Annotated in this window: 18 protein-coding genes; 4 read left to right on the top strand and 14 right to left on the bottom strand. The window is 47.3% G+C overall.

Annotated features, from left to right (window positions below):
- Window positions 1-13 precede the first annotated feature (13 nt).
- Both AMJAP_RS09790 and AMJAP_RS09795 read right to left on the bottom strand, forming a co-directional pair.
- Window positions 14-820 carry an outer membrane lipoprotein-sorting protein gene (locus AMJAP_RS09790; protein WP_019622203.1) on the bottom strand — a complete coding sequence of 269 codons (807 nt, stop codon included), beginning with the start codon at window positions 818-820 and terminating at the stop codon, window positions 14-16.
- A complete protein-coding gene (locus AMJAP_RS09795; protein ID WP_019622202.1) occupies window positions 813-3,371 on the bottom strand; it encodes an efflux RND transporter permease subunit in 2,559 nt (852 codons plus the stop codon). Before AMJAP_RS09795 ends, AMJAP_RS09790 begins: the two co-directional genes overlap by 8 nt.
- Before the next feature lie 212 nt (window positions 3,372-3,583).
- Here AMJAP_RS09795 and AMJAP_RS09800 point away from each other — a divergent pair, with 212 nt between their 5' ends.
- The gene (locus AMJAP_RS09800) at window positions 3,584-3,892 is read left to right on the top strand and encodes an ArsR/SmtB family transcription factor (RefSeq protein WP_019622201.1); all 309 of its coding nucleotides are present in this window, start codon (window positions 3,584-3,586) and stop codon (window positions 3,890-3,892) included.
- An 82-nt stretch (window positions 3,893-3,974) separates the two neighbouring features.
- Here the strand turns inward: AMJAP_RS09800 and AMJAP_RS09805 are convergent, their stop codons facing one another.
- From AMJAP_RS09805 to pdxB, 6 genes are all read right to left on the bottom strand, one after another.
- A complete protein-coding gene (locus AMJAP_RS09805) occupies window positions 3,975-6,710 on the bottom strand; it encodes a bifunctional acetate--CoA ligase family protein/GNAT family N-acetyltransferase (protein WP_026340166.1) in 2,736 nt (911 codons plus the stop codon).
- Window positions 6,711-7,051: 341 nt separating this feature from the next.
- Window positions 7,052-7,618, bottom strand: coding sequence for a hypothetical protein (locus AMJAP_RS09810; RefSeq protein ID WP_019622199.1), 567 nt, complete (start codon window positions 7,616-7,618; stop codon window positions 7,052-7,054).
- Window positions 7,619-7,796: 178 nt separating this feature from the next.
- Complete coding sequence (locus AMJAP_RS09815) at window positions 7,797-8,045, bottom strand: hypothetical protein (RefSeq protein WP_026340165.1); 249 nt, start codon at window positions 8,043-8,045, stop codon at window positions 7,797-7,799.
- Window positions 8,046-8,147: 102 nt separating this feature from the next.
- Window positions 8,148-9,260 (bottom strand): ATP-NAD kinase family protein, encoded by a 1,113-nt coding sequence (locus tag AMJAP_RS09820; protein ID WP_019622197.1) that lies wholly within the window; start codon window positions 9,258-9,260, stop codon window positions 8,148-8,150.
- Complete coding sequence (locus AMJAP_RS09825; protein ID WP_019622196.1) at window positions 9,261-9,983, bottom strand: flagellar brake protein; 723 nt, start codon at window positions 9,981-9,983, stop codon at window positions 9,261-9,263.
- A 65-nt stretch (window positions 9,984-10,048) separates the two neighbouring features.
- Window positions 10,049-11,194: a 4-phosphoerythronate dehydrogenase PdxB gene (pdxB, locus tag AMJAP_RS09830; protein ID WP_019622195.1), complete on the bottom strand. Its 1,146-nt coding sequence runs from the start codon at window positions 11,192-11,194 to the stop codon at window positions 10,049-10,051.
- A 110-nt stretch (window positions 11,195-11,304) separates the two neighbouring features.
- Here pdxB and AMJAP_RS09835 point away from each other — a divergent pair, with 110 nt between their 5' ends.
- Together AMJAP_RS09835 and trpB are read left to right on the top strand one after the other, a co-directional pair.
- The gene (locus AMJAP_RS09835; RefSeq protein ID WP_026340164.1) at window positions 11,305-11,553 is read left to right on the top strand and encodes a hypothetical protein; all 249 of its coding nucleotides are present in this window, start codon (window positions 11,305-11,307) and stop codon (window positions 11,551-11,553) included.
- 161 nt (window positions 11,554-11,714) lie between these two features.
- A complete protein-coding gene (gene trpB, locus AMJAP_RS09840; RefSeq protein WP_019622193.1) occupies window positions 11,715-12,917 on the top strand; it encodes a tryptophan synthase subunit beta in 1,203 nt (400 codons plus the stop codon).
- Window positions 12,918-13,145: 228 nt separating this feature from the next.
- On the opposite strand, the gene AMJAP_RS09845 is transcribed toward trpB, so the two are convergent.
- The 3 genes from AMJAP_RS09845 to AMJAP_RS09855 all read right to left on the bottom strand — a co-directional run bounded on the left by AMJAP_RS09845 (window position 13,146) and on the right by AMJAP_RS09855 (window position 15,906).
- Entirely contained in the window at window positions 13,146-14,423 is a 1,278-nt protein-coding gene (locus AMJAP_RS09845; RefSeq protein ID WP_083935371.1) for a HEAT repeat domain-containing protein, read from the bottom strand.
- A gap of 86 nt (window positions 14,424-14,509) precedes the next feature.
- Complete coding sequence (locus AMJAP_RS09850) at window positions 14,510-15,121, bottom strand: phage tail protein (RefSeq protein ID WP_236588716.1); 612 nt, start codon at window positions 15,119-15,121, stop codon at window positions 14,510-14,512.
- Window positions 15,122-15,336: 215 nt separating this feature from the next.
- Window positions 15,337-15,906: a phage tail protein gene (locus tag AMJAP_RS09855; protein ID WP_156815220.1), complete on the bottom strand. Its 570-nt coding sequence runs from the start codon at window positions 15,904-15,906 to the stop codon at window positions 15,337-15,339.
- Between the two features lie 610 nt (window positions 15,907-16,516).
- Between AMJAP_RS09855 and AMJAP_RS09860 the strand changes: the two genes are divergently transcribed.
- The gene (locus tag AMJAP_RS09860; protein ID WP_019622189.1) at window positions 16,517-16,987 is read left to right on the top strand and encodes a nucleoside triphosphate pyrophosphohydrolase family protein; all 471 of its coding nucleotides are present in this window, start codon (window positions 16,517-16,519) and stop codon (window positions 16,985-16,987) included.
- 70 nt (window positions 16,988-17,057) lie between these two features.
- On the opposite strand, the gene AMJAP_RS09865 is transcribed toward AMJAP_RS09860, so the two are convergent.
- From AMJAP_RS09865 to AMJAP_RS09875, 3 genes are all read right to left on the bottom strand, one after another.
- The gene (locus AMJAP_RS09865; RefSeq protein ID WP_019622188.1) at window positions 17,058-17,609 is read right to left on the bottom strand and encodes a cytochrome P460 family protein; all 552 of its coding nucleotides are present in this window, start codon (window positions 17,607-17,609) and stop codon (window positions 17,058-17,060) included.
- A gap of 173 nt (window positions 17,610-17,782) precedes the next feature.
- The gene (locus tag AMJAP_RS09870; protein WP_019622187.1) at window positions 17,783-19,747 is read right to left on the bottom strand and encodes a DNA topoisomerase III; all 1,965 of its coding nucleotides are present in this window, start codon (window positions 19,745-19,747) and stop codon (window positions 17,783-17,785) included.
- Between the two features lie 108 nt (window positions 19,748-19,855).
- A complete protein-coding gene (locus tag AMJAP_RS09875) occupies window positions 19,856-20,224 on the bottom strand; it encodes a glutathione S-transferase N-terminal domain-containing protein (RefSeq protein WP_019622186.1) in 369 nt (122 codons plus the stop codon).
- Between the last annotated feature and the right edge of the window lie 133 nt (window positions 20,225-20,357).

The raw sequence follows: 20,357 nt of genomic DNA on the forward strand, positions 1-20,357 counted from the left end.
GACCCGTTTAATGTTACTCTGGACGCTTCAACCACTGACGCGGTGGATTGCGCAGTGAACGTTCAGAAAAGACAGAGCTTTCCATGCCCATATCATAGCGAATAAATCGAAACTCCATGGTCGTGCTCGCACCACTGATAAGATCGCTCACCCGTGATTTTGTCACGGTAGGAATTCCCTGCACCTCTTTTGTACCCAGGACTTCGACCCGACGATAGAGCTTGTCACTACTGTCGTAATACTCTATTTTCACCGGCAACATACTGACCTTCTCAATCCATACCTGATACCGGCTAAATTCGACTGAATTAGCATCTTTAGGCGTATTTTCTACCAGGTAATACTTTTCTGTCGTTTCTATCAGCCGATGATTATCGTCATCAGAATTACGACCTGAAACATCCTCGTAGAAATAGTGTGAACCGACAAAACTGGTACGTTTATCTCCGGCAGAGATCCGCTTCACCAGATCAAGTCCCGGCAGATAGAGCCAGCGATCATCGTCACCCTGTGCATGTTTCTCAACCAGAAAAACAGTATTGCGAACATCCGCTGGTCGGCTAAATACCACGAGGAACTGCTGATCGCCGCCATCTTCATGATCCCGCCGCAGAATAGTAAACTGGCGCTGCTGCTTTCTCCCCTGCGCATCCTCAATCACCATCCGAGCTTCGGAACGGCCATCATCGCCTTGATAGTAGGCAGCCAGAGTCGCCTGGTTGATAATGACATTTACATCCGTCAGATCTTCAGCCCAGACCGCTGTCGTAAACAGCATTGTCAGTGATATCGAAAAAATTGAAGCCAGTTGCTTAAACATGGTGAGTCTCCTTTCTAGCTGGCTTTACGCCAAACAGAGCATCTTTGTTACTAATCAGTTGCATCACCGCAGGCAACAGCATGACTGTCACTGCTGCGGATACCGCCATAATCGTTGCCAGAAAGAAACCAACGGTAATATAGGGTACCAGTGGAGCAAACAGTAAGGGCGTAAAGCCGATAGCAATAACCACCGCATTACGACTGATTGCCCGGGAAGGCCCTTTATATACTTCAGCTACGGTCTGCTGCCAATCTCCACATTCCCGATATATCGCCCGGGTACGTTCAAGAAAATGAATCGCAAAATCTACCGATAAGCCCAGTGTTAACGCTGATAAAACCGCAATCGGCATATCATAGTCTTTACCCACTAGTCCGATCAGCCCGTATATAAACAATATAGTGACCGTCAGCGGTAACATTGATAGCAGGCCGATTTTGACTGAACGGAATAGCAACATCATCATCAGCAACACCATCAAAAAGGCCCCCATCAGACTGTTTAACATGCCGTTAACCATCTCATCCTGCCAAACCACATTGATGTAAGTCAGTCCCGCCCAATTGAGCTCAACCCCCTGAGGCAAAGGATTCCCTTCTACATAGTCTTCAACAAGGGCCAGCACCTCACTCATATCCTGATTATCACCACTACTAAGCTGCAGCCACAAAGTAGTAGAACGATAGTCCGGAGTCACCATATGCCACAGATCATCAGGTCGGTGCGAACCCTGGAAGCTCAGGACTGTCTGCGCCGCCGCTGCAGCGGATGGCGGTAGTCGGTAAAACTCTGTTTCACCACCCTGCAATTCGCGGTATACGGTTTTTAACAGCGTAGGCAAACCATTACTCTTACCGATATAGTCAGACTGATCCAGATAGCTTTGAAGATTATCCAGATAGGTTACTGCCTCAGGCGTCAGGAAATATTTACTGTTGATCTGAGCTTGCTCAGTCATATCAATTAGCGATAGCCAGAGATTTTCATTAGCAGAATCTTCATAGCTTAACTCATCAAAAAGATAAACCAGCTCATTGGTATATTCAGTAAAATCAGCCGCAGCAGCACCCGTTAACCTGGCTTGCAAATCCACGCCTGCTTCTGATGCGCGAGCCAGAAGTTGCTGATTTAATCCGCTTTCCAAATCCCCTTTTTTATCCAGCACAAGAAACGCATTATAGGTTCCCGGAAAATGGTGATTCATCACCTGATCAGCAACCCGCAAGGGATGGTCCGGTTTAAACCAGCGCACCGGATTATCATTTATCTGAATCTGCGCCACACCATAACCACTGCCAACCAGAATTAAGATAAATAAAACCAACAGCGTTTTAGCGCGGGCAATAGAGAAACGGCCCGTAGAGATGAGCAAACGACCCAGCAAAGAACTGTCATCTTCTTCGATATTATGATCTTGCAGCTGAGCCATACGCTGAGGCGAAAGGCTGACAATATACGCAGGAACCAGGGTAATCGTTAACAGGAATGCCAGCATAATACCGAACGCCACATGCAGACCGAAAATTTGTACCGGGGGAATCGGCGTAAAAGCCAGCGAAGCAAAACCAACGGCAGAGGTGATTGATGTGAACAACATCGGTGTAAACAAGTGACTTAAAACATCCGCCAGTGCTTTTTTCGGATCATCTCCCGGACGATATCTATCGGCAAATTCAGACAGTATGTGCACCGAATCAACCACCGCGATAGGCATTAGAAAAATAGGAATCATCGAGCTCATAATATGCACGGTGTATCCTTGCCCAATCAGCAAGCCCATCGTGATAATAACTGAGCCCATCGCCACCAGCATCGGTGCGGTGATCAGAAGGAAGCTACGGAAAAAGACCCACATCAGAATAAAGATCATGAGTCCGGCCAGAGGTGCTGAGATCGCCATCTGAATAAACATCTCAACGCCAAAAGTATCTTCAGCCACCGGTAAGCCTGAGATGTAATACTGATTATTACCGCTCAACTGAGCTATTTCAGACTGGATCTCTCCGGCAATTCGATAGCTTTCAGATTTCTGCTTAATGGGGATATAGATGCCAGCAGCCTCTCCATCACCCGAAACCAGCGTATTATTCAGCAGAGGCAACCGTTCTACCGATTGGCGAATTTGATCAATGCCAGCCTGATCTTCAGGTACAGACTTCATCATCCACTCAAAACGGATCGTGCCTGGCGCTTCCTGACCTATATTATCAACACGATCAAGCGACATCATATCCTGACCGACAACCCCGTCCATCTGCACAATGGCATCAGACAGTTGCTTCAGTTCAGACAGACTCTCCCGATTAAACACGCCCTTATCGGAGTTGTTGACCACCCCGACAACGATCATGTCGTGCAATCCGAACCGCTGCTTCACTTCGTCATGAAAAACTCTGGCGGGATTATCATGGGGCAGCATGTTTTCCGGGTCAGTATCTACCTGAATTGACGGTATCTGAAATCCTGCCAGCGCTGCCAGCAGTATCACCCCGATAAAAACCCATCTAGGGCGATTCATGGCAAGATTCATCAGTGTCGATTGGAGCATCTGCAGGTCCTGTTTTACTTATAACTAAACGATCAATTTACCCATTATATTAGAATATACTAATATTTAAAAGTACTACATTAGTAAATTGAGATTTAGCCATCTCTACAGTAGAATAACCTATGTATTGTAGGGAAAAATCAAGAAGCTCCAACACCCTGCACGATAATAAGAACAGGCGGAAAAACAGATTGAATACGGCTACCCAGAAAATGACGCCAGAAACGCTGGCGATGATGAAAGAGAACTCCAGTAAGGCTGCCAAACTGATGAAAGCCTTAGGTAATGAGAGTCGACTTCTGATTCTCTGTTATCTGGACGGGAAAGAACTTTCAGTGACCGAACTAAATGAGTGTCTGGACCTGAGCCAGTCAGCCCTGTCGCAACATTTGGCCGTTCTGCGTAAAGATGGCCTGGTCAATACTAGACGAGAGTCACAAACCATCTACTATTCTCTCTCAGGCGATACTGCCACGCGAATCATTCACACTCTACATGAGATGTTTTGCCCGACAGTCTGATGCTACAACAAAAAACCACCCGGCCAGGTGGTTTTTTTAGCGCTCAATGGCTGACGCTTAGCAGCCAGCCTGCAACTAATCTTTAATGCTGTAAACGGTACCGCTGCCAATCTTCGGTCGGCTCATTCAGCATCATCTCCATTTCCACTACATCCTCATCCATGTTGTAGTGGTTTTTAAATCCAAGTTTCAGCGCTAATCCCTGCATCCCTTTGTTAGACGTCAGGGTTGACCCCATAAACAGCAAGGTACCCCGCGCTTTGCAGTAATCGATCGCTTTTTGCATCAACACGATACCCAAACCCTCTCCCTGAAGGTCATCACGAATAACCACCGAAAATTCAGCTCGAATATTATCGGCGTCGGTGACTGCCCGAACCACACCCAGAGTTTCCCAACCGGGCTCGTCTTTACGCGGAGAGGTGACTATAAATGCCATCTCCCGGTCATAATCGATCTGAGTCCAGTTTGCTAACTCCTGATGCGTCGGAATCCCCCTGCTGTAAAAATATCGCAGACGGATCGATTCCGGGCTGAGCTGATTGTAAAACTCCAGATGATTGGGCTCATCCTCACCCCGTATCGCCCGCAATACAGCTTTACGGCCGGACTTACGTAATGTTACATGTTCGCTCAGATGCTCTGGGTATGGCGAAATTGCCAGTACCGAAGGCTCTCCCAGAGAAACAGCAACATCCACCGCTAACACACCACGACGATTGATCAGCATTGGATTAATTTCCAGGCCTTTCAGGTTAGGTAACTCAACCACCATCTGTGAAAGCTTAATGAGCAGATTACTCAGCTGTTCCAAATCCCGTTCTAACTGCTCACTATTCTCTCTCAGAACCGAATAGATATGCGAAGTACTGATTAGCTGACGCGCCAGACTGAGGTTCAGCGGCGGTAACATAACCTGCCGGTCAGCCAGAACATCGACTGAATACCCCCCTTTACCGAACACCAGTAAGGGACCGAATACCGGATCTCGGGTGATCCCCATATTGATCTGTAGTGACTGAAAACCCCGCTTCATTTGCTGTACACAGAAACCCTGCACATCATCTTCTGGAAAGCGCTCCCTCACCCTATACGTAAGCTGAGTAACCGCCTGCTTAACGTCAGCACTGGAAAACAGATCCAGGGCCAGGTCTTTCCAACGGGGCTTGTCTTTATTGTCATAGTTAAACGGATAAATATTGTCCCGGTGCATCACTTTAACGGCAACCGCGCCACCTAACTTTGTCGCAATATCGACAACACCTTCCACATCATCCGCATAATGCGTGTGGGAGACGGGAATATCGTACTGGTCCAACAGGTCAGTGGCTTCATTGTGCGTCAGGTAATCACGCCCTTCTGCCAGCGCATCGGCAATCAGCTTTTTCGCCCGCAGATGATTCTGTTCGTTCTGATCTACAAAAGGAGCCGGTGTTTGCTTCATTACCGCCTGATTACGGCGAAACTCAACCATATGCATAAATGCATCAACCGCTTCCTCAGGCGTAATAAACGTTGTAATTCCTGCTGAATTAAAGTGATTTCGTGACTCAATGGCAGTGCTTCGTCCCATCCAACAGGTAAGGATATTACGAGGTGTATTGCGCGCCACTTTGATGATCTCTTCAGCGACATCAATACCTGGCGCCAAACGAGTCGGCGCGTGCAGCACCAACACGGCATCGACATTCGGATCTTTGGTTAGCAGCTGAGTTACCTTAGCAAAGCGTTCCGGTGTTGCATCGGAATGCATATCAATCGGATTTTTCAGGTTCCAGTGATCCGGCAACACTTCCCGCAGGGCTGTGACCGTGTCCTCACAGAGTTCAGATAACTCACCACCACTGCGCAGCAACTGATCGGTCGCCAGTGCATTTGGCCCCATTCCATTACACACCAGCGCTAGGCGTTCACCACGCATCGGCTTCATACGGGTCAGAGTCTCAAGCGCATTGTAGAGCTGGTCAACCGTATCAACGCGAACCACACCGGCACGACGCAGTGCCGCATCATAGATGAGATCTTCATCTTTGATGCCCAGCGCTGGCTGATTTACTTTTTCGTCCTCAAACACCATATTGGATTTAAGCACCAGCACCAGCTTGTTCCGCGATGCCGCCCGTAATGAACTAAGCAGGTCTCGGGAAGAGCCGACAAGGTGATCCAGCTGTATCAGAATTGACTGAGTGTAAGGATCTTGTGCGTAGTAATCGATGATAGAAGGAAGATCAACATCCACCCCTTCACCCAGCGTTAGAAAATGAGAGAAACCAATCTCCTGGCCATTCGCCCAGTCGATCATAGCCGTGCCAAGTAAACCCGATTGGCCAACGTAGCTGACCTTACCTTTACGAATATTCAGGTGTGAATAGCTGGCGTTCATCTTATGGGCTGACACCAACATACCCATGCAATCAGGCCCTAATATACGGATGCCGTAAGGCTTAGCGGCCTCCATAATCTCATCACGCATACTCCGGCCCAGCGGCTCACTGGCGCGGGACAAACCACCGGTGAGGATCATCGCTGCCTTCACCATATTCGCGCCTAATTTACGAATCAGCTCTGCTACCGACCCGGCCGGTGAACAGATAATTGCCAGATCAGGCATCTCCGGCAACTTTGATAACGACTTATAGCAGGTCACACCGTAAACCTGATCATAGCCCCGCTTATTGACCGCCATTAATTTACCTTCAAACCCACCATCCAGCAGGTTCTGGAGGACGATGCCTCCCATGCTGTTCTCTTTTTCTGATGCTCCAAACACCGCAATCGATTTAGGCTTAAAAAAACGTTTGAGATATTGTGTACTCAAGAGACTTTCTCCGATGACCTGGAAACAGGCCGCCACGGCCTGATATAAATACTGCTGTCATTCTACATTACGCAGGTGCAGCATAAAACGTATTCGACAACTTTTGTGACCGAAATCATAAAGCCGGTTCGAAGTTGATATAAACACAGTTCATTAACGGCTACAGAGACTAATTTTCAACATCGCTGCGTTGTTATAATGCTTATGACTATAGCAAACCAACCTCGAACGTAACCGGTCAAAAGCCCTCAGGAAGGCGCAAAACGGGCATAAAAAAACCCGCTAAACGCGGGCTTTCACACTATAGAGTCAGATGTTTAAAAAAACAGTTAACGCTTATGTTACAGGGCGTTAATTTCTTTAAAACGCTCAACCAGCGCTGCGGGATATTTTTTCTTATTACCACTGTTCAGCACAAAAACAACCGACTGCCCCTGAGGCCCGGTACCTATCTGGGTCAAACGGTAGGCCGCTTCACCGGTAGCACGTACCGCTTCCATATCTTCCAACGTACTAAAGACATACAGGCGACCATCTTCTGCACGCATCTCACCATAAAAAGTCTCGTCAGCAGGCATATTGCCGCTATACATCTCTACACCCGCGATACCTGACAATTTTTTCTTATCTTCGGCGCGCAGACCAAATACCAGAGTCTCATTCTTAGGGCCTTCACCGATTAAAACTTTACGATAAGAGGTCTCACCCACTGTAAGAAATTCTTGATACGTCGCAAAGTCATCAAACACATAGTGACGACCTTCATGATCAACTTCGTACAGATCCTGGTTATTCAACTCAGGTGCGGTCGCCATTTCTTGCTTTACGTCTTGTGTCTGACAAGCCGTCATTGTCAGCGTTACCGCTGTAATAGCTGTAGCTATAGCTGCTTTTTTCAAAAAGGACATATTTTTCCCCAGGGGTTATCTTATCTGCCGAAAGCTATTAGCTTTCGGCACTCATAAATTCCACCCGAAGGGTAAAGCGTTAAAATGACAGATTGGTTGCTTTAATATGTCGTATTGATGACAAGAGCAGTATCCGTGATAAAACCTTTGTTTCCGGCCTGAACCTTTATGCAGGCCCTCAGGTTTCATCCAGTAGAGAAAAGGAAAGAAAGGTCGTGAACAGTCCCAGTGTAATGACAACTGGCGGTATAGGCAGTATCAGCATCAACAAACCCGAAGCGATCCACAAACGGCGTACCCAGCGAAGCCGGGCACGATAGGCAGAGGTAAATTTACGACGAAAGAAATGACGACTATCCGGCTGCCGGCTTCCCATCCATTCAGGTAGCAGCAAAAACAAATAGAATCGAAACAGCTCAAACCCCATTATCACCTCCATCTGAAACGCCTCATTTCAGCTTATCAAAGATTGGGGAAATTGCTTGCTATGACTTAATGAAATCCAAAAAAGCTGACGACTATAAATCGATTAATAGTCCGCCACACGGTAAAGCACGGCATCCCGGTAACCGGTAATAATCCGAATCAAGCCTGATAGCTGATGATTAAGTTCGACGTCACCGCTATCCACGATCAAAGGCCGTCCGTCCAACTCTTTTAACTTACTTTTAGTCGCAACGACGATGATATTATCCCGCCCCAAACGCCTTAACAACTCAGGACTCAACTGCTGATTCCCTCTACCAATAATATGTCCCTGACCACCGATAACGGTTATCACCAAACGGGCTTTACGCCCTTCGGTCATGGCCAATAGCTGTTGGGCTGTCAGGTCGCTACCAATTAACTTACCGTTTTCAATCAGATCGACGCCCAGAAGAGTATTGTCCAACCCCAGATGTTCCATCAAGGCCTGTACAGTGGAGCCCGATCCCATAATATAACGAACATCATCTTCCATAGTTTCTGTAAAATCGGCGGCAATATCGTCCAGCACCAACTCTTCAATCTCACGGCCACCTTCTTTAGTGTGCTGCATAAAGCGCCCCTCCTCCGGGACCAGCAACTCACCATAATACTTAGCTCGAACCCGGCCCTCACGGAAAGCCTCTTCGTCTATATCACGCACTTCCTGATCCGCCAAAGTGACTAATTCTCCACGCACCAGCATAGCCACAACTTCACCCGCCGCTTTTGGTGTTACCGTGTACACACCTGAATGGATTTTTACCCCGGCCGGGATACCCAATACAGGGGTTGAATCACCGATGGCATGACAGATATTCCTAGCGGTGCCATCACCGCCGGCAAACAAAATCAAATCCACCCCCAGAGCAGCCATTTCGCGCGCGGCCCGTTCAGTATCCGCCGCAGAGGTGTGCCCTTGTTTAATAGCGCCTAACACCTGTGGATCGAAACCTGCAACGCGAGCACAATCTTCACCCATTTCACCGGGATAGGTTATCAGCTCAATCTCCAGTCCTTTTAACGGTTCCAGAGCTTGCTGGCTACGCAAGTTTGCCTTTGGTTCCGCACCCAGTGCTAAGGCCTTTTTTGCAGTGGCTTCACCATCACTGCCTTTCAACCCAACACTGCCGCCAACACCCGCCAGTGGATTTATGATTAAACCTAAACGAAACACTTATAACTCCTGCCCGAAATGATCAAGATTGCCCGTTTCAATGAGAAATTGCTGGTAAACAAATGCAGCGAGAATCAAACGGGTATCCTCATCCAGATCAAAAAATTTAAAACCATGGTTATAGACACTACCGGACTCAACGGAGGTTGAATGTACATTTCGCAGTTCGATCGGCACTAGCAGTACCTGATCAATATTGGCGATAGCAAGCCGGGTAGTCAGGTAAAAACGATCGCCAGCGGTACCCAGAGACCGGGGCAGTTGCAAACACACGCCCCCAGGACTGATATCAATACAGAGCGCACCGGCAGGCAGGCCTTCACGCTCGGCCATCTCATCATAATCATCGATTGAACAGCTAAGCCGTACCGTTATACGGGAGTGCTCCCGAATTCGCTTCTGCTCGATCTGTTCCGGGTATGCCAATACCCAGTAGCCAAACGGCTGATCATATTGTTTGAGTATTTTACAACTAAAATTACAGATCCGATTACCACTAACCAAACGCAGACTGGCAATATTACCTTCATTAATCAGTGAAGAAGCCCCACTTTTTATTGAAGGAGCTGAAATCATCAAACCATTGTTTTCAGAGTAACCCAGTAACTTAGCGGTAAAGCGTGCCCGGGGTGAGCGAATCTCAACGCGGACAGGCTCGCCAATCTGAAGCCGTAATTCAGATAGCGGTTTATCGGTTTGAGCTGATTCAAGTTGCAAGGTCATTAAACCCTATCCATTTAGGCGTATAAGTAGGTCATTATCCAATAAAGTTATAACGCAACAAAGCCTTATTCCAGGATAAACCCAACGGCTTTGAGCTGATCAGCCAGCGCTTTATCAGGTTTAACGCCCTGAAGCTTCGCTGCTGCACACTCTCTGCGTACCGGGTACCGTTTACGCAGCAAATCAAACCTCTGCGGCTGGCTGCCGGTATCTATCAACGAATCGATGAATCGCTGATGATCCGCTTCAGGCTGATAAACCCGATGCACAATAGTGGCCAGGTCTTCGCTCCCATCAAGCACAATCTGCAGAGGACTGTCAGCTTCAGCCAGACAGTCAGCCAGTTCAATCTCAGGTTGTATCCCCACATGCTGGCAAAAAGCAGTATAGAGCATCCATGTGCCTCTGATTTTGCCATCCAGACTATAGCCAGCAATATGTGGCGTACCAATACGCACCTGCTGCGCCAACTGAGGGTCCACTTTGGGCTCCTCTTCCCACACGTCCAGCAGTAACGTGACATCCGGGCGCTTCCGGTGCCAGTCCAACAGGGCCACATTATCAATAACGGGCCCCCGACCGGCATTCAGCACGATTGAATCCGGTTTAACCATTGGCAGGTTTTCAGCATTAAGAAGGTGATAGCTAGGATACCTTCCCTCCTTTATTAAGGGAGTATGCAGGCAGATAATATCGGCTTGTTGCAGTAATGATTCAAGCTGGACAAAGCCCTGATCACCGGCGGCTTCACGGGGAGGGTCATTTAACAGCAACTTAATACCCAGCGCTTCCAATCGCTGTTGCAAGCGTCGACCTACATTGCCGACACCGACGATTCCCACAGTTTGATCCTTCAGCTTAAAGCCCTTCTCTGAGGCAATTAGCAACAGGTTACTTACCACATATTCTGCAACCGCATCCGCATTACAGCCTGGCGCACTGGAAAAACCAATCTCTCTGTTCTTTAAAGCCGCTTTATCGATATGGTCAGTACCTATCGTCGCCGTGCCCACAAAATGAACAGGGGATGTCGCTATCAGTTGCTCACTAACCTGTGTTACCGAGCGCACCAACAGAAGGTCAGCCTCCTGAAGATCACTGTTCTGAATAGTCCTGCCCGGCAATCTGGTAATCTTACCAAAGTGACCAAACAAGCGATCCAGTGCGGGAATATTTTCATCTGCGACGATATTCAGGTTGGTTAGCTTCAAAGATGGCTCCAAAGGTTAAAAATCAGCTGGTTAAGGGACGAAACGCCGATTATAATTGCCCGCCTTACGGTTTGACATCATTTTCCGGACAAATTCATTCAGGTTATTTTTTGATTATTCGCTGGCGTAAACAAAAGGATTATTTCATAGTCCGACTCTATCAGGATCTGATGGGGGACTGGGTGCTGAGCGAGTCCTGGGGGAACACCCTGAATGAGAAAGAAGCGATTAATCACACTATTTTTCATTGCTACCATGAAGCCCGCGCACAACTCAGGGAGATCAGCCGGCAGCAAAAATCCCTCGGATATAAGAAAACCGTCTCTAAAGAGCAGCAGATCGAACTCGACTTTGGCTGATAGCCGACACCTCTCTTACCTAGTTAACAAATTAATTACTCGCTAATGGTTGGCATCCAACCACAGCAACGATATATTTCTCCTTTATATAACAATATTACACATAGCGTGACGGGCGGCATCGGTTAAATTTCCGCCATTTGAATTGAGAGAGAGATTTTATGAGTAAGTTTGATTTTGCCCCAATGCCTGATACAGACGGATTTTTCGGTAACTACGGTGGCCAGATTATTCCTCCAGAGCTTAAGAAAGTGATGGATGATATTAACCAGGCTTACGAAGAAATCCGTCAGACGGAAGCCTTCCAGACTGAACTAATGCAGCTGAATCAGGACTACGTTGGCCGTCCCAGCCCTATCTATCACGCAAAACGCCTGAGTGATCAACTGGGTGGCGCGCAGATCTACCTAAAGCGTGAAGACCTGAACCACACCGGCGCACATAAAATAAACCACTGCCTGGGTGAGGCTCTGTTAGCCAAGTTCATGGGTAAAAAGAAAGTTATCGCTGAAACCGGTGCTGGTCAGCACGGTGTTGCACTGGCGACGGCTTGTGCTCTGGTAGGCATCCCCTGTGAAATCCACATGGGTCAGGTGGACATCGAGAAAGAACACCCAAACGTTACTAAGATGAAAATCCTCGGCTGCAAGCTGGTACCTGTCACCCGCGGTACCGCCACCCTGAAAGACGCTGTCGACAGCGCCTTTGAAGAGTACCTGAAAAACCCTGAAGAGTTCATCTATGCCATCGGTTCAGTCGTTGGTCCACACCCGTTCCCGAAAATGGTGCGTGATTTCCAGAGCATCATAGGCCGCGAAGCCCGCCAGCAGTTTAATGATCGACACGGCAAAAATCCGAACATCATCACCGCTTGCGTAGGTGGTGGTTCTAATGCCATGGGCTTGTTCACGGCCTTCCTGAATGATGACGAGGTCAAGATTGTCGGTGTTGAGCCTGCCGGTTTAGGACTGGATACAGACAAGCACTCGGCGACGATGACCCTGGGTAAGCCAAGCCAGATCCACGGTATGAAATGCTATGTTCTGGAAACGGAAGACGGCGAACCTATGCCGGTTCACTCTATCGCATCGGGTCTCGATTACCCGGGTGTCGGCCCACAGCACTGCTACCTGAAAGATATCGAGCGAGTTGAATATCACTCTGTCACTGACGACGAGTGTCTCAACGCCTTTATGAGCCTGTCTCAGGTTGAAGGTATCATCCCCGCACTGGAAAGCGCCCACGCTGTTGCCTGGGCGATGCGTGTTGCACCCACCCTGTCAGAAGATCAGAACATCCTGATCAACCTGTCCGGGCGTGGAGACAAAGACGCCGATTACGTAGCTGAGAAGCTGGGACTGTAATTCAAAAAAAAGGCACAAAGAAATAAGCCTCAAAGTATAAGCGGTTACTATAGGTAACCGCTTTCTAACCCTTTCAGCTTCTCTTCCCAATCTTTGCCAAAACCTAACCTATACACATATGCAGCTTTATAGATCGAATTATGGACAAATTAAAAAAGCAGCATCATTAAAGACTGATCGGCTTAGATATATAACGAGCTTAGTTCTGAAGTAAAAAAGATTCAGGTATTACTGATTCAACAACCGGCTAGCGTACTGACTAACCTGCTCATCGGAGTCCTCCTGAGCAGCAATAAGAAATGAGCGGGCTATTGGGTCTGATTCAGCTCCTAGCAGACGAACCGCCGCTAAACGCACCACCGGGTCAGGATCACCAAAAACAACTTGTCCAACAATCGGCAACCTGCTTGAAACTTCATACTTCCAAATAGCTTCAAGCGCAGCACGTCTCAAAGAGGAAGAGTCATCACCAAAAGCCTCCGACATAACTGAAGTGGCTGGTTCTCCACCAATGCTATCCAAAACAGCCAGAGCCTGCTCCCGTACTGCCACATCTTTATCTTGCTGCAGTACTACCTGCAGAGTGCGTAAAGCATCCTCTTCGTCTAGGTGCGGCAGATCCCAAAGCACTTCAGCCCTTTCACTAGATGAGCTATTGTAAGTTAAGCCAAATATCGGATTTTCAGGATCAAACGGAAGCTCGGTACTCCATGAATAGAGTGTCTCATTCACTCCTTCGCTCATCCATTCATCAAGAGAACTCTGTTGAGAAAGTAATGCCTGCTTTGCGGCCTTCCCTATCGCAGGGTCAGCATCGTCAGCCACGGCCTGGAGTAACGCCAGCGCTGCTGGACCTCCGTCAGCTGCCAACAATTGCAGTGCTCGCAGACGCAAAGCCTGGTCCGGATCAACTAACAGTGCCTGTCCCAGCAAACTGTATCCATATACCCCAAGCATTCCTAGAGCCTCTATGGATTGCCTTCGCACAGTCACATCAGGATCACCAAGCGCAGTTGTTACCATCGCAACCGATTCTTCTCCGGCGATATCCATCAAAACGGATGAGGCTTTCTGTACCACAGTTCCATTTTCGTCTTTAAGAAGCACTTCATGAAGCAGGCGAACAGCAGCACTTTCATCTAACCGGTAAACTTCCTGAAGCGCTACTATGCGGTGTTCAGGATCGGGATCGATAAGCATCCCCCGAATAAACCCCTCGAGAACATCACCCTGAACGAAGTCGATATTATGAGCATCTTGGGAAAGAGGAGAAGAAACGGAGAAATTACCTGGTTGAATAAAGAAGCCTTCACTCTCATCAACGTTTCTATCGGAGCCAAGCTTACGAGAATTAGCAACCTGCCGATCCAGCTTACTGTTTGTCACAATCTCGGATTTCGAGGAGTATTCTGAAGAGCTTTTCACTTCCTTATCTGCTTCATCAATAAAGACAGCAACTGCCAGCATCGAAAGCACAAGTCCATACGCTAGAAATTTAAAATTCATACCGGTTTAGTCACCTGAGGTATGTTAACGCACAGATTACCAGCCGTAACCCCGAAGGGTCACGACCAGATCAACAACGGTTAATACTAATCCCTTGACGGGAAAACCCCTACGAGCGATACGCACCAACGCATTGCCAAATAGGGGCTTCGTTTTACTATCGTCTGACCACCGCCGGTATTTGTTATCATCGTGCTACTCATGGTTTTAAAAGAAGTAGAACCATCAACCGTAGTGTACTTATTCAGACCAGTATTATCTGCTGCCAACAATTTATTACCAGGACCCGGTTTATTGGCAAAATCATTTGTAGCCTGAACTCCGTGACTATGCGCTGGCAGGTTGTTAACTGTCATAGTAAAGCTTTCAGAACCACCTCGCTGACCTTGGCTAAGACTAGATAAGCCCGGCCCAGTTCCTTGGCTAACGGGAACTCGACCGCGTAGATCTGGCAGCGCAAATGACGTTCTTCCATCACCCCCGTACATCGTACCGAAAAGTGAAAACAAGGCCGTATTTGAGTTAATAGCGAGCAGCTGACCATCTGCATCAGCCCAGCCACGGGGGCAGAAATTATAGCCAACGGCCATAATTTCACCAATATAGGGATTAGAATCAGCCTGAGCTATATTTGGACTCATTATGGCTAAAGAGAATATTGACCCAAGGGTAACGGAATATATTTTGCTTTTATTCATGTGTAACATACCAACCTTCTCCAAAATGGAGCAGAAAAGAAACAAACCTATTTATTGTCAACGACAATCGCTGATCTCCCTACAGATCACGTTCTCTGCAGGCCTCTCTTTTCCACGTTGTAATCGATTATTTAACCAAGACCTCTATCGCATATCGTATAGCGATTAAATCCCAATACTTGGAAGAGATCAGCGAGCAGGATCAGAGTTTCCTGCTAGGATCTTGATGGATATATACCAACTGTGTTTACACACCATCTCATCGCTAAATAAGGGCTACGCTTTGTAATCGCCTGCCCGCCACCAGTGTTTGTTATCATCGCGCTATTCATGGTTTTGAAAGAAGTCGATCCATCAACCGTCGTGTATTTATTCACACCCGTATTATCAGCGGCTAATAATTTATTACCAGGACCTGGCTTGTTCGCAAAGTCATTTGTAGCCTGAACGCCGTGGTTATGCGCAGGCATATTATTCACACCCACCGTCAGGCTTTCTGAACCGCCGCGCTGACCCATGGTATAACTACTTAAACCGGGTCCACTTCCTGCGTGAATAGGTGCACGTCCCCGCAAATCAGGCATACCGAATGTGGTTCTGCCGTCACCGCCGTACATAGTGCCGTAAAGTGAGAATAGAGCTGACCATTGAGAAATAGGAAGTAGTTGCCCCTCGGCTGCAACTGTTCCCCGAGGGCAGAAATTAAACCCAACAAGCGTTACTTCACCTAAGTACGGTTCGATCCCGGCGGCGGCCTGATTGGGCACCACAACGCCTAACGACATCACCGAACCAAGAGTTAGTGTACAAATCTTATTTTTTATTATGTGCTTCATGCTTATTGCCCCCATTGATTATGGTCAAATAATAAACACACCCGTTATTAATGTCGACATATGTTTAAAACAAAATTCGAATATAGAACAACCACCGTCGCCCCTGTGTTCGAGCTATCAGCTAAGATTCAAATATAAAATCAAATAAAAACGACCAAAATATTTAACCACTCTCCTTCTATTATTTTATAATGACTCTGTTAACTGGTAATTTCATCTCATAAGCAATCACTACAAAAAGCGTTGATTTCAGACAGCAAATTTATCCTCATTATGTATCCGCGTGTTGAAAATAATCACTTTCGACAGGAACTCCTTACATAGCAAACTCTTAGGTTACGTTAAGCATCAATCTCATAGCAGATAAGCGAGATTTAATGCTTCAAATAATCAAAGTCAGGAATATCCGTATTTGCCTGCTACAAGATATTCTGAATATTATTAAGAGACTCAATTGACTGAGAGAAAGATCTAGTCCAGAAACTTTCATGATTGCGAATAAGCTTCTAAACCGTCATCATACAGTTCGTTTTTAACTGTTAACGGTATAGATACAACCATGAGTAATTTCACCGACGTTTCCTTTCTGAACACTGTTTTTGGCAATCAATTAGGCAGCATGAACAACCCTGACTGGGAAAAATCAGGCAAGCAGTTACACCTGATTCAGGAGGAGCTTGCTGAGCTGGTTGAAGGTATCCAAAACAAGGACATGTCAGAAGTACGGGATGCCGTTGCCGACATCCTGGTAGTGACTTACGGTATGGCCCATGTGCTGGGTATCGATGCGGACAAAGATATGGCCGCAGTACAGGACAGTAACCTATCAAAGCTTTGTAAAACTGAAGCAGAAGTTGAAGAGACACTGGCTTACTACCGATCGGAAAAAGGCCTGGATGTGTACAGTGGCGGTGAGTTACCAAAAGCTTTTATCAAATCATCCGAAGATCAGACCGGTAAAGATGGTAAATTCTACCCTGCTCATAAATTCCTCAAGTGCATCAACTGGCACGAGCCGAAACTAGATTAACAGACTCGGTAAACCTGTCAGAAAAAACGGCGCTATATGCGCCGTTTTTCTATTGGTATGACGTTAGCGACTACATTTTATTGTAGCGGTCATGATTGAAAATAAAGTCGCCCCCACTTGCCGCTTTATGACAAGCGATGCAGCCTGTAGGCATCCCTTTTGCCACACGCCCGGCTAATGGTATCCCTTTAGGGTTTTTCATCAACGAGCCATCCGGGGCATATTTCGCGTAAAACCAGTTTTTGTTATCGCTGTCGTAGCCTTTCTCACGTTGAAACATCACAGTGACTGCCTGAAGATACTTGTCAGGGTTATTGATCACATCTTCAATTGTCAGCCCATCACCACCATAGTTTCGTTTTACGACCAGTTCACCACTGACACCCATCAACGTCGCTTTTTTCTCAATCAGCTCAAGAATCATTCCGTGGGGAGGGGCTCCGGTATAAGGACGAGTCATAATCGAATTATGCCCCGCAAGCTTATGCTCTATCATGAAACTCCACAGATCATCTGCGTAACTGACCGAGTCTTTATCGCCAAATGGCACCTCTGCAACTGCGCTGCTCCCCCACAAACACGACGCTATAATTAGCACTGTAATTTTTTTTCCTATATTCATAAGAAAACTCCTCATTAATTGAGCTACTGAAACATCAATTTCAGGTAACTCAAATACTTAAGAAAAGCGTAGTTCGTATGTCTGAAAAATAGCTGAAAAGCCGGGTAACAAAACCGGAGAGCGCTCATTTAGAACAAGCTAACTCAGAGCTGGCTAATACTTGAACATTATCGTTAAGTCGACTTTGCTTTAACCGACCTTTTACCCTTAGCAGCGGTTCCGCGTTTTCCACCGACGGGCTTCTTTGCACTACTGCGACGTCGAACAGAACGCTTTTTCGGCGGAGGACTTAAAGCTTTCAGGGTATCCGGAATAATCACTTGAGCGGACTGAGCGATCAGCTCATGAAGTCGTTCTGTCAGAGGCTGCATAAAGTGGCTATAACTGGTTTCCTGCTGACTGATTCGCCCCAGCTCTGATTCCCACAAAGCGGTCATATCCGGAATAGTCGCGCTATCGGGCAAACAATCAATTAAGGCGCGACCGATCTCTGTGGCACGGATTGTTTTACCCTCACGCTGGGTAAAGTTGCGGGTGAACAAAAGTTCAATCATCCCGGCTCGGGTCGCTTCGGTGCCCAGCCCGTCGGTTTCCTTCAATACTTTACGGATATCTGCATCCGCGACATAACGACTTATTCCGGTCATCGCTGCAAGCAGCGTAGCATCGGTAAAGTACTTAGGCGGCTGCGTATTTTTTTCGTCCAGCACTCCCTCTGTGCTTCGCAATGATTGCCCTTCAGTTAACGGAGGCAGAGCACTTTTCTTAACCCCGGATGATGACAGTAGCGGCTTCCAACCTGTCACCTGCGTTTGGTGAGCTGTGGCTATAAATTCCCCGCCCGCAATTTTCAGCTCTGCCCGGGTATCATCATATTCATAAGGAGCCATGAACTGAGCCAGATAATACCGACATGCCAGTTCATATATCTGAGATTCCTGTTGATTCAATGTTGCCAGACTGGCCTGTCGCGTCGTCGGAATAATGGCGTGATGAGCACTGACCTTTTTATCATTCCAGGCCGATGAGCGGCGTGAGACTTTAATCTGCGGGAGAAACTCTTTTAGCTTTTGTTGATTCGTTGTAATCGCATTAACCACATCTCCTGCCTGGGCATGATGCTCTTCGGGCAGGTATCGACAATCCGAACGCGGATAAGTCAGTAACTTATGCCGTTCATACAATGCCTGGCAGGTATCAAGCACTGCTTTAGCGCTCATGCCAAAGCGTTTAGCCGCTTCAATCTGCAAAGCAGACAAACTGAAAGGAAGCGGCGCATTTTCACGCTTACGTTTCTGGGTGAGTTTTACCAAGTCGGCAGGCTCTCCCTTTATCCGCGCTATCACATTTTCGGCTAGCTTACGGTTTAGCACCCGCCCCTCTTCATCCTGATAAGGCTGGCAGTTTTCGCTGGGTTTCCAGCGAGCTTTAAAACTCTCACCCGCTTCAGTTTCCACTATCGCCTGTACTTCGTAGAAAGGCCTGGAGACAAACTCATCAATCTCTCTGTCACGCCGTACGACTAACCCAAGTAAGGGCGTCTGCACCCGGCCAACCGATAATACGCCGTTGTAACCAGCCTTTCTGCCCTGAATACTATACGCCCGGGTTAAATTAATGCCGTAAATCCAGTCAGCCCGCGAACGCGCCAACGCCGAAGTAGATAACGGTATAAAATCAGTATTCAATTTCAAACTGTTTAATGCTGCGGTAACAGCCTTAGGGTTCAAGTCACTAATCAGCACCCGTTGAGCCGTCCGCTTCTTCGTGGCACTGGCACCGAGATAATTAATTACCTCATCCACTAGTAACTGCCCTTCACGGTCCGGATCTCCCGCGTGGACCAGCTGCTTAGATTGACGAATTAGCCGGCGTAATACCGCCAGTTGAGAGCGGGTCTTACTGCGGGGCTTCAGCTTCCACTCGTCTGGAATAATCGGTAGGTGTTCAAATCGCCAGGGCTTGAAATCAGGATTATAATCTGCAGGATCAGCCTGTTCCAACAGATGCCCCAGACACCAACTTACGCAGTCACCATTGCCCAACTCTATATAGCCGTCCTGTTTCTTATGGGGTTTTGGCAATACTTCAGCGATCGCTCTGGCAAGGCTGGGCTTTTCTGCAATATATAAAATCATAGGCAATAGTACTGGTTAAATATACAGATAAATTATCTTAAACAACGAACAAGCGCCAGCTCCAGGCATAAAAAAAGCAGCCAATGGCTGCTTTTAATAAACCAGAGATTATACAGTTACATAGGTCTGTTCCAGATAATGGATGATGTCAGATGACTCGTACATCCAACGAACTTCACCATCTACATCGTCGATACGCAGACAAGGCACTTTTAACCGACCTCCGCCTTCGAGCAGCTCATTTCGATGCAGCTCTATTTTTTTCGCATCCCGCAACTCGACATTTAAGTTATTACGGCGCAAAGATCGGCGCACTTTGACGCAAAAGGGACAAGCTTCATACTGGTATAACGAAAGGTTAGCAGTCCGCAGATCCAAAGCACGCTGTAAGTCTGGCTCTCGCTTCAGACGACGCGGGCTAAAAATAAAATTTAACAGCAGTATAATCCTACCCAAAAACCAACGAATAAATGACACTATAATAACTCCTGGGTTGACGCCGTTGAACGGCCTTCTATTTCGCGCGGTAGTATACCACTATCCGCTTAAATCTTATCCTTACAAAAAACACGGCTTATACAATCACAAATTAATTGTATAATACCTAATT

Origin of the sequence: Amphritea japonica ATCC BAA-1530 (genome assembly GCF_016592435.1) — a bacterium.
GTDB classification, from domain to species: Bacteria; Pseudomonadota; Gammaproteobacteria; order Pseudomonadales; family Balneatricaceae; genus Amphritea; species Amphritea japonica.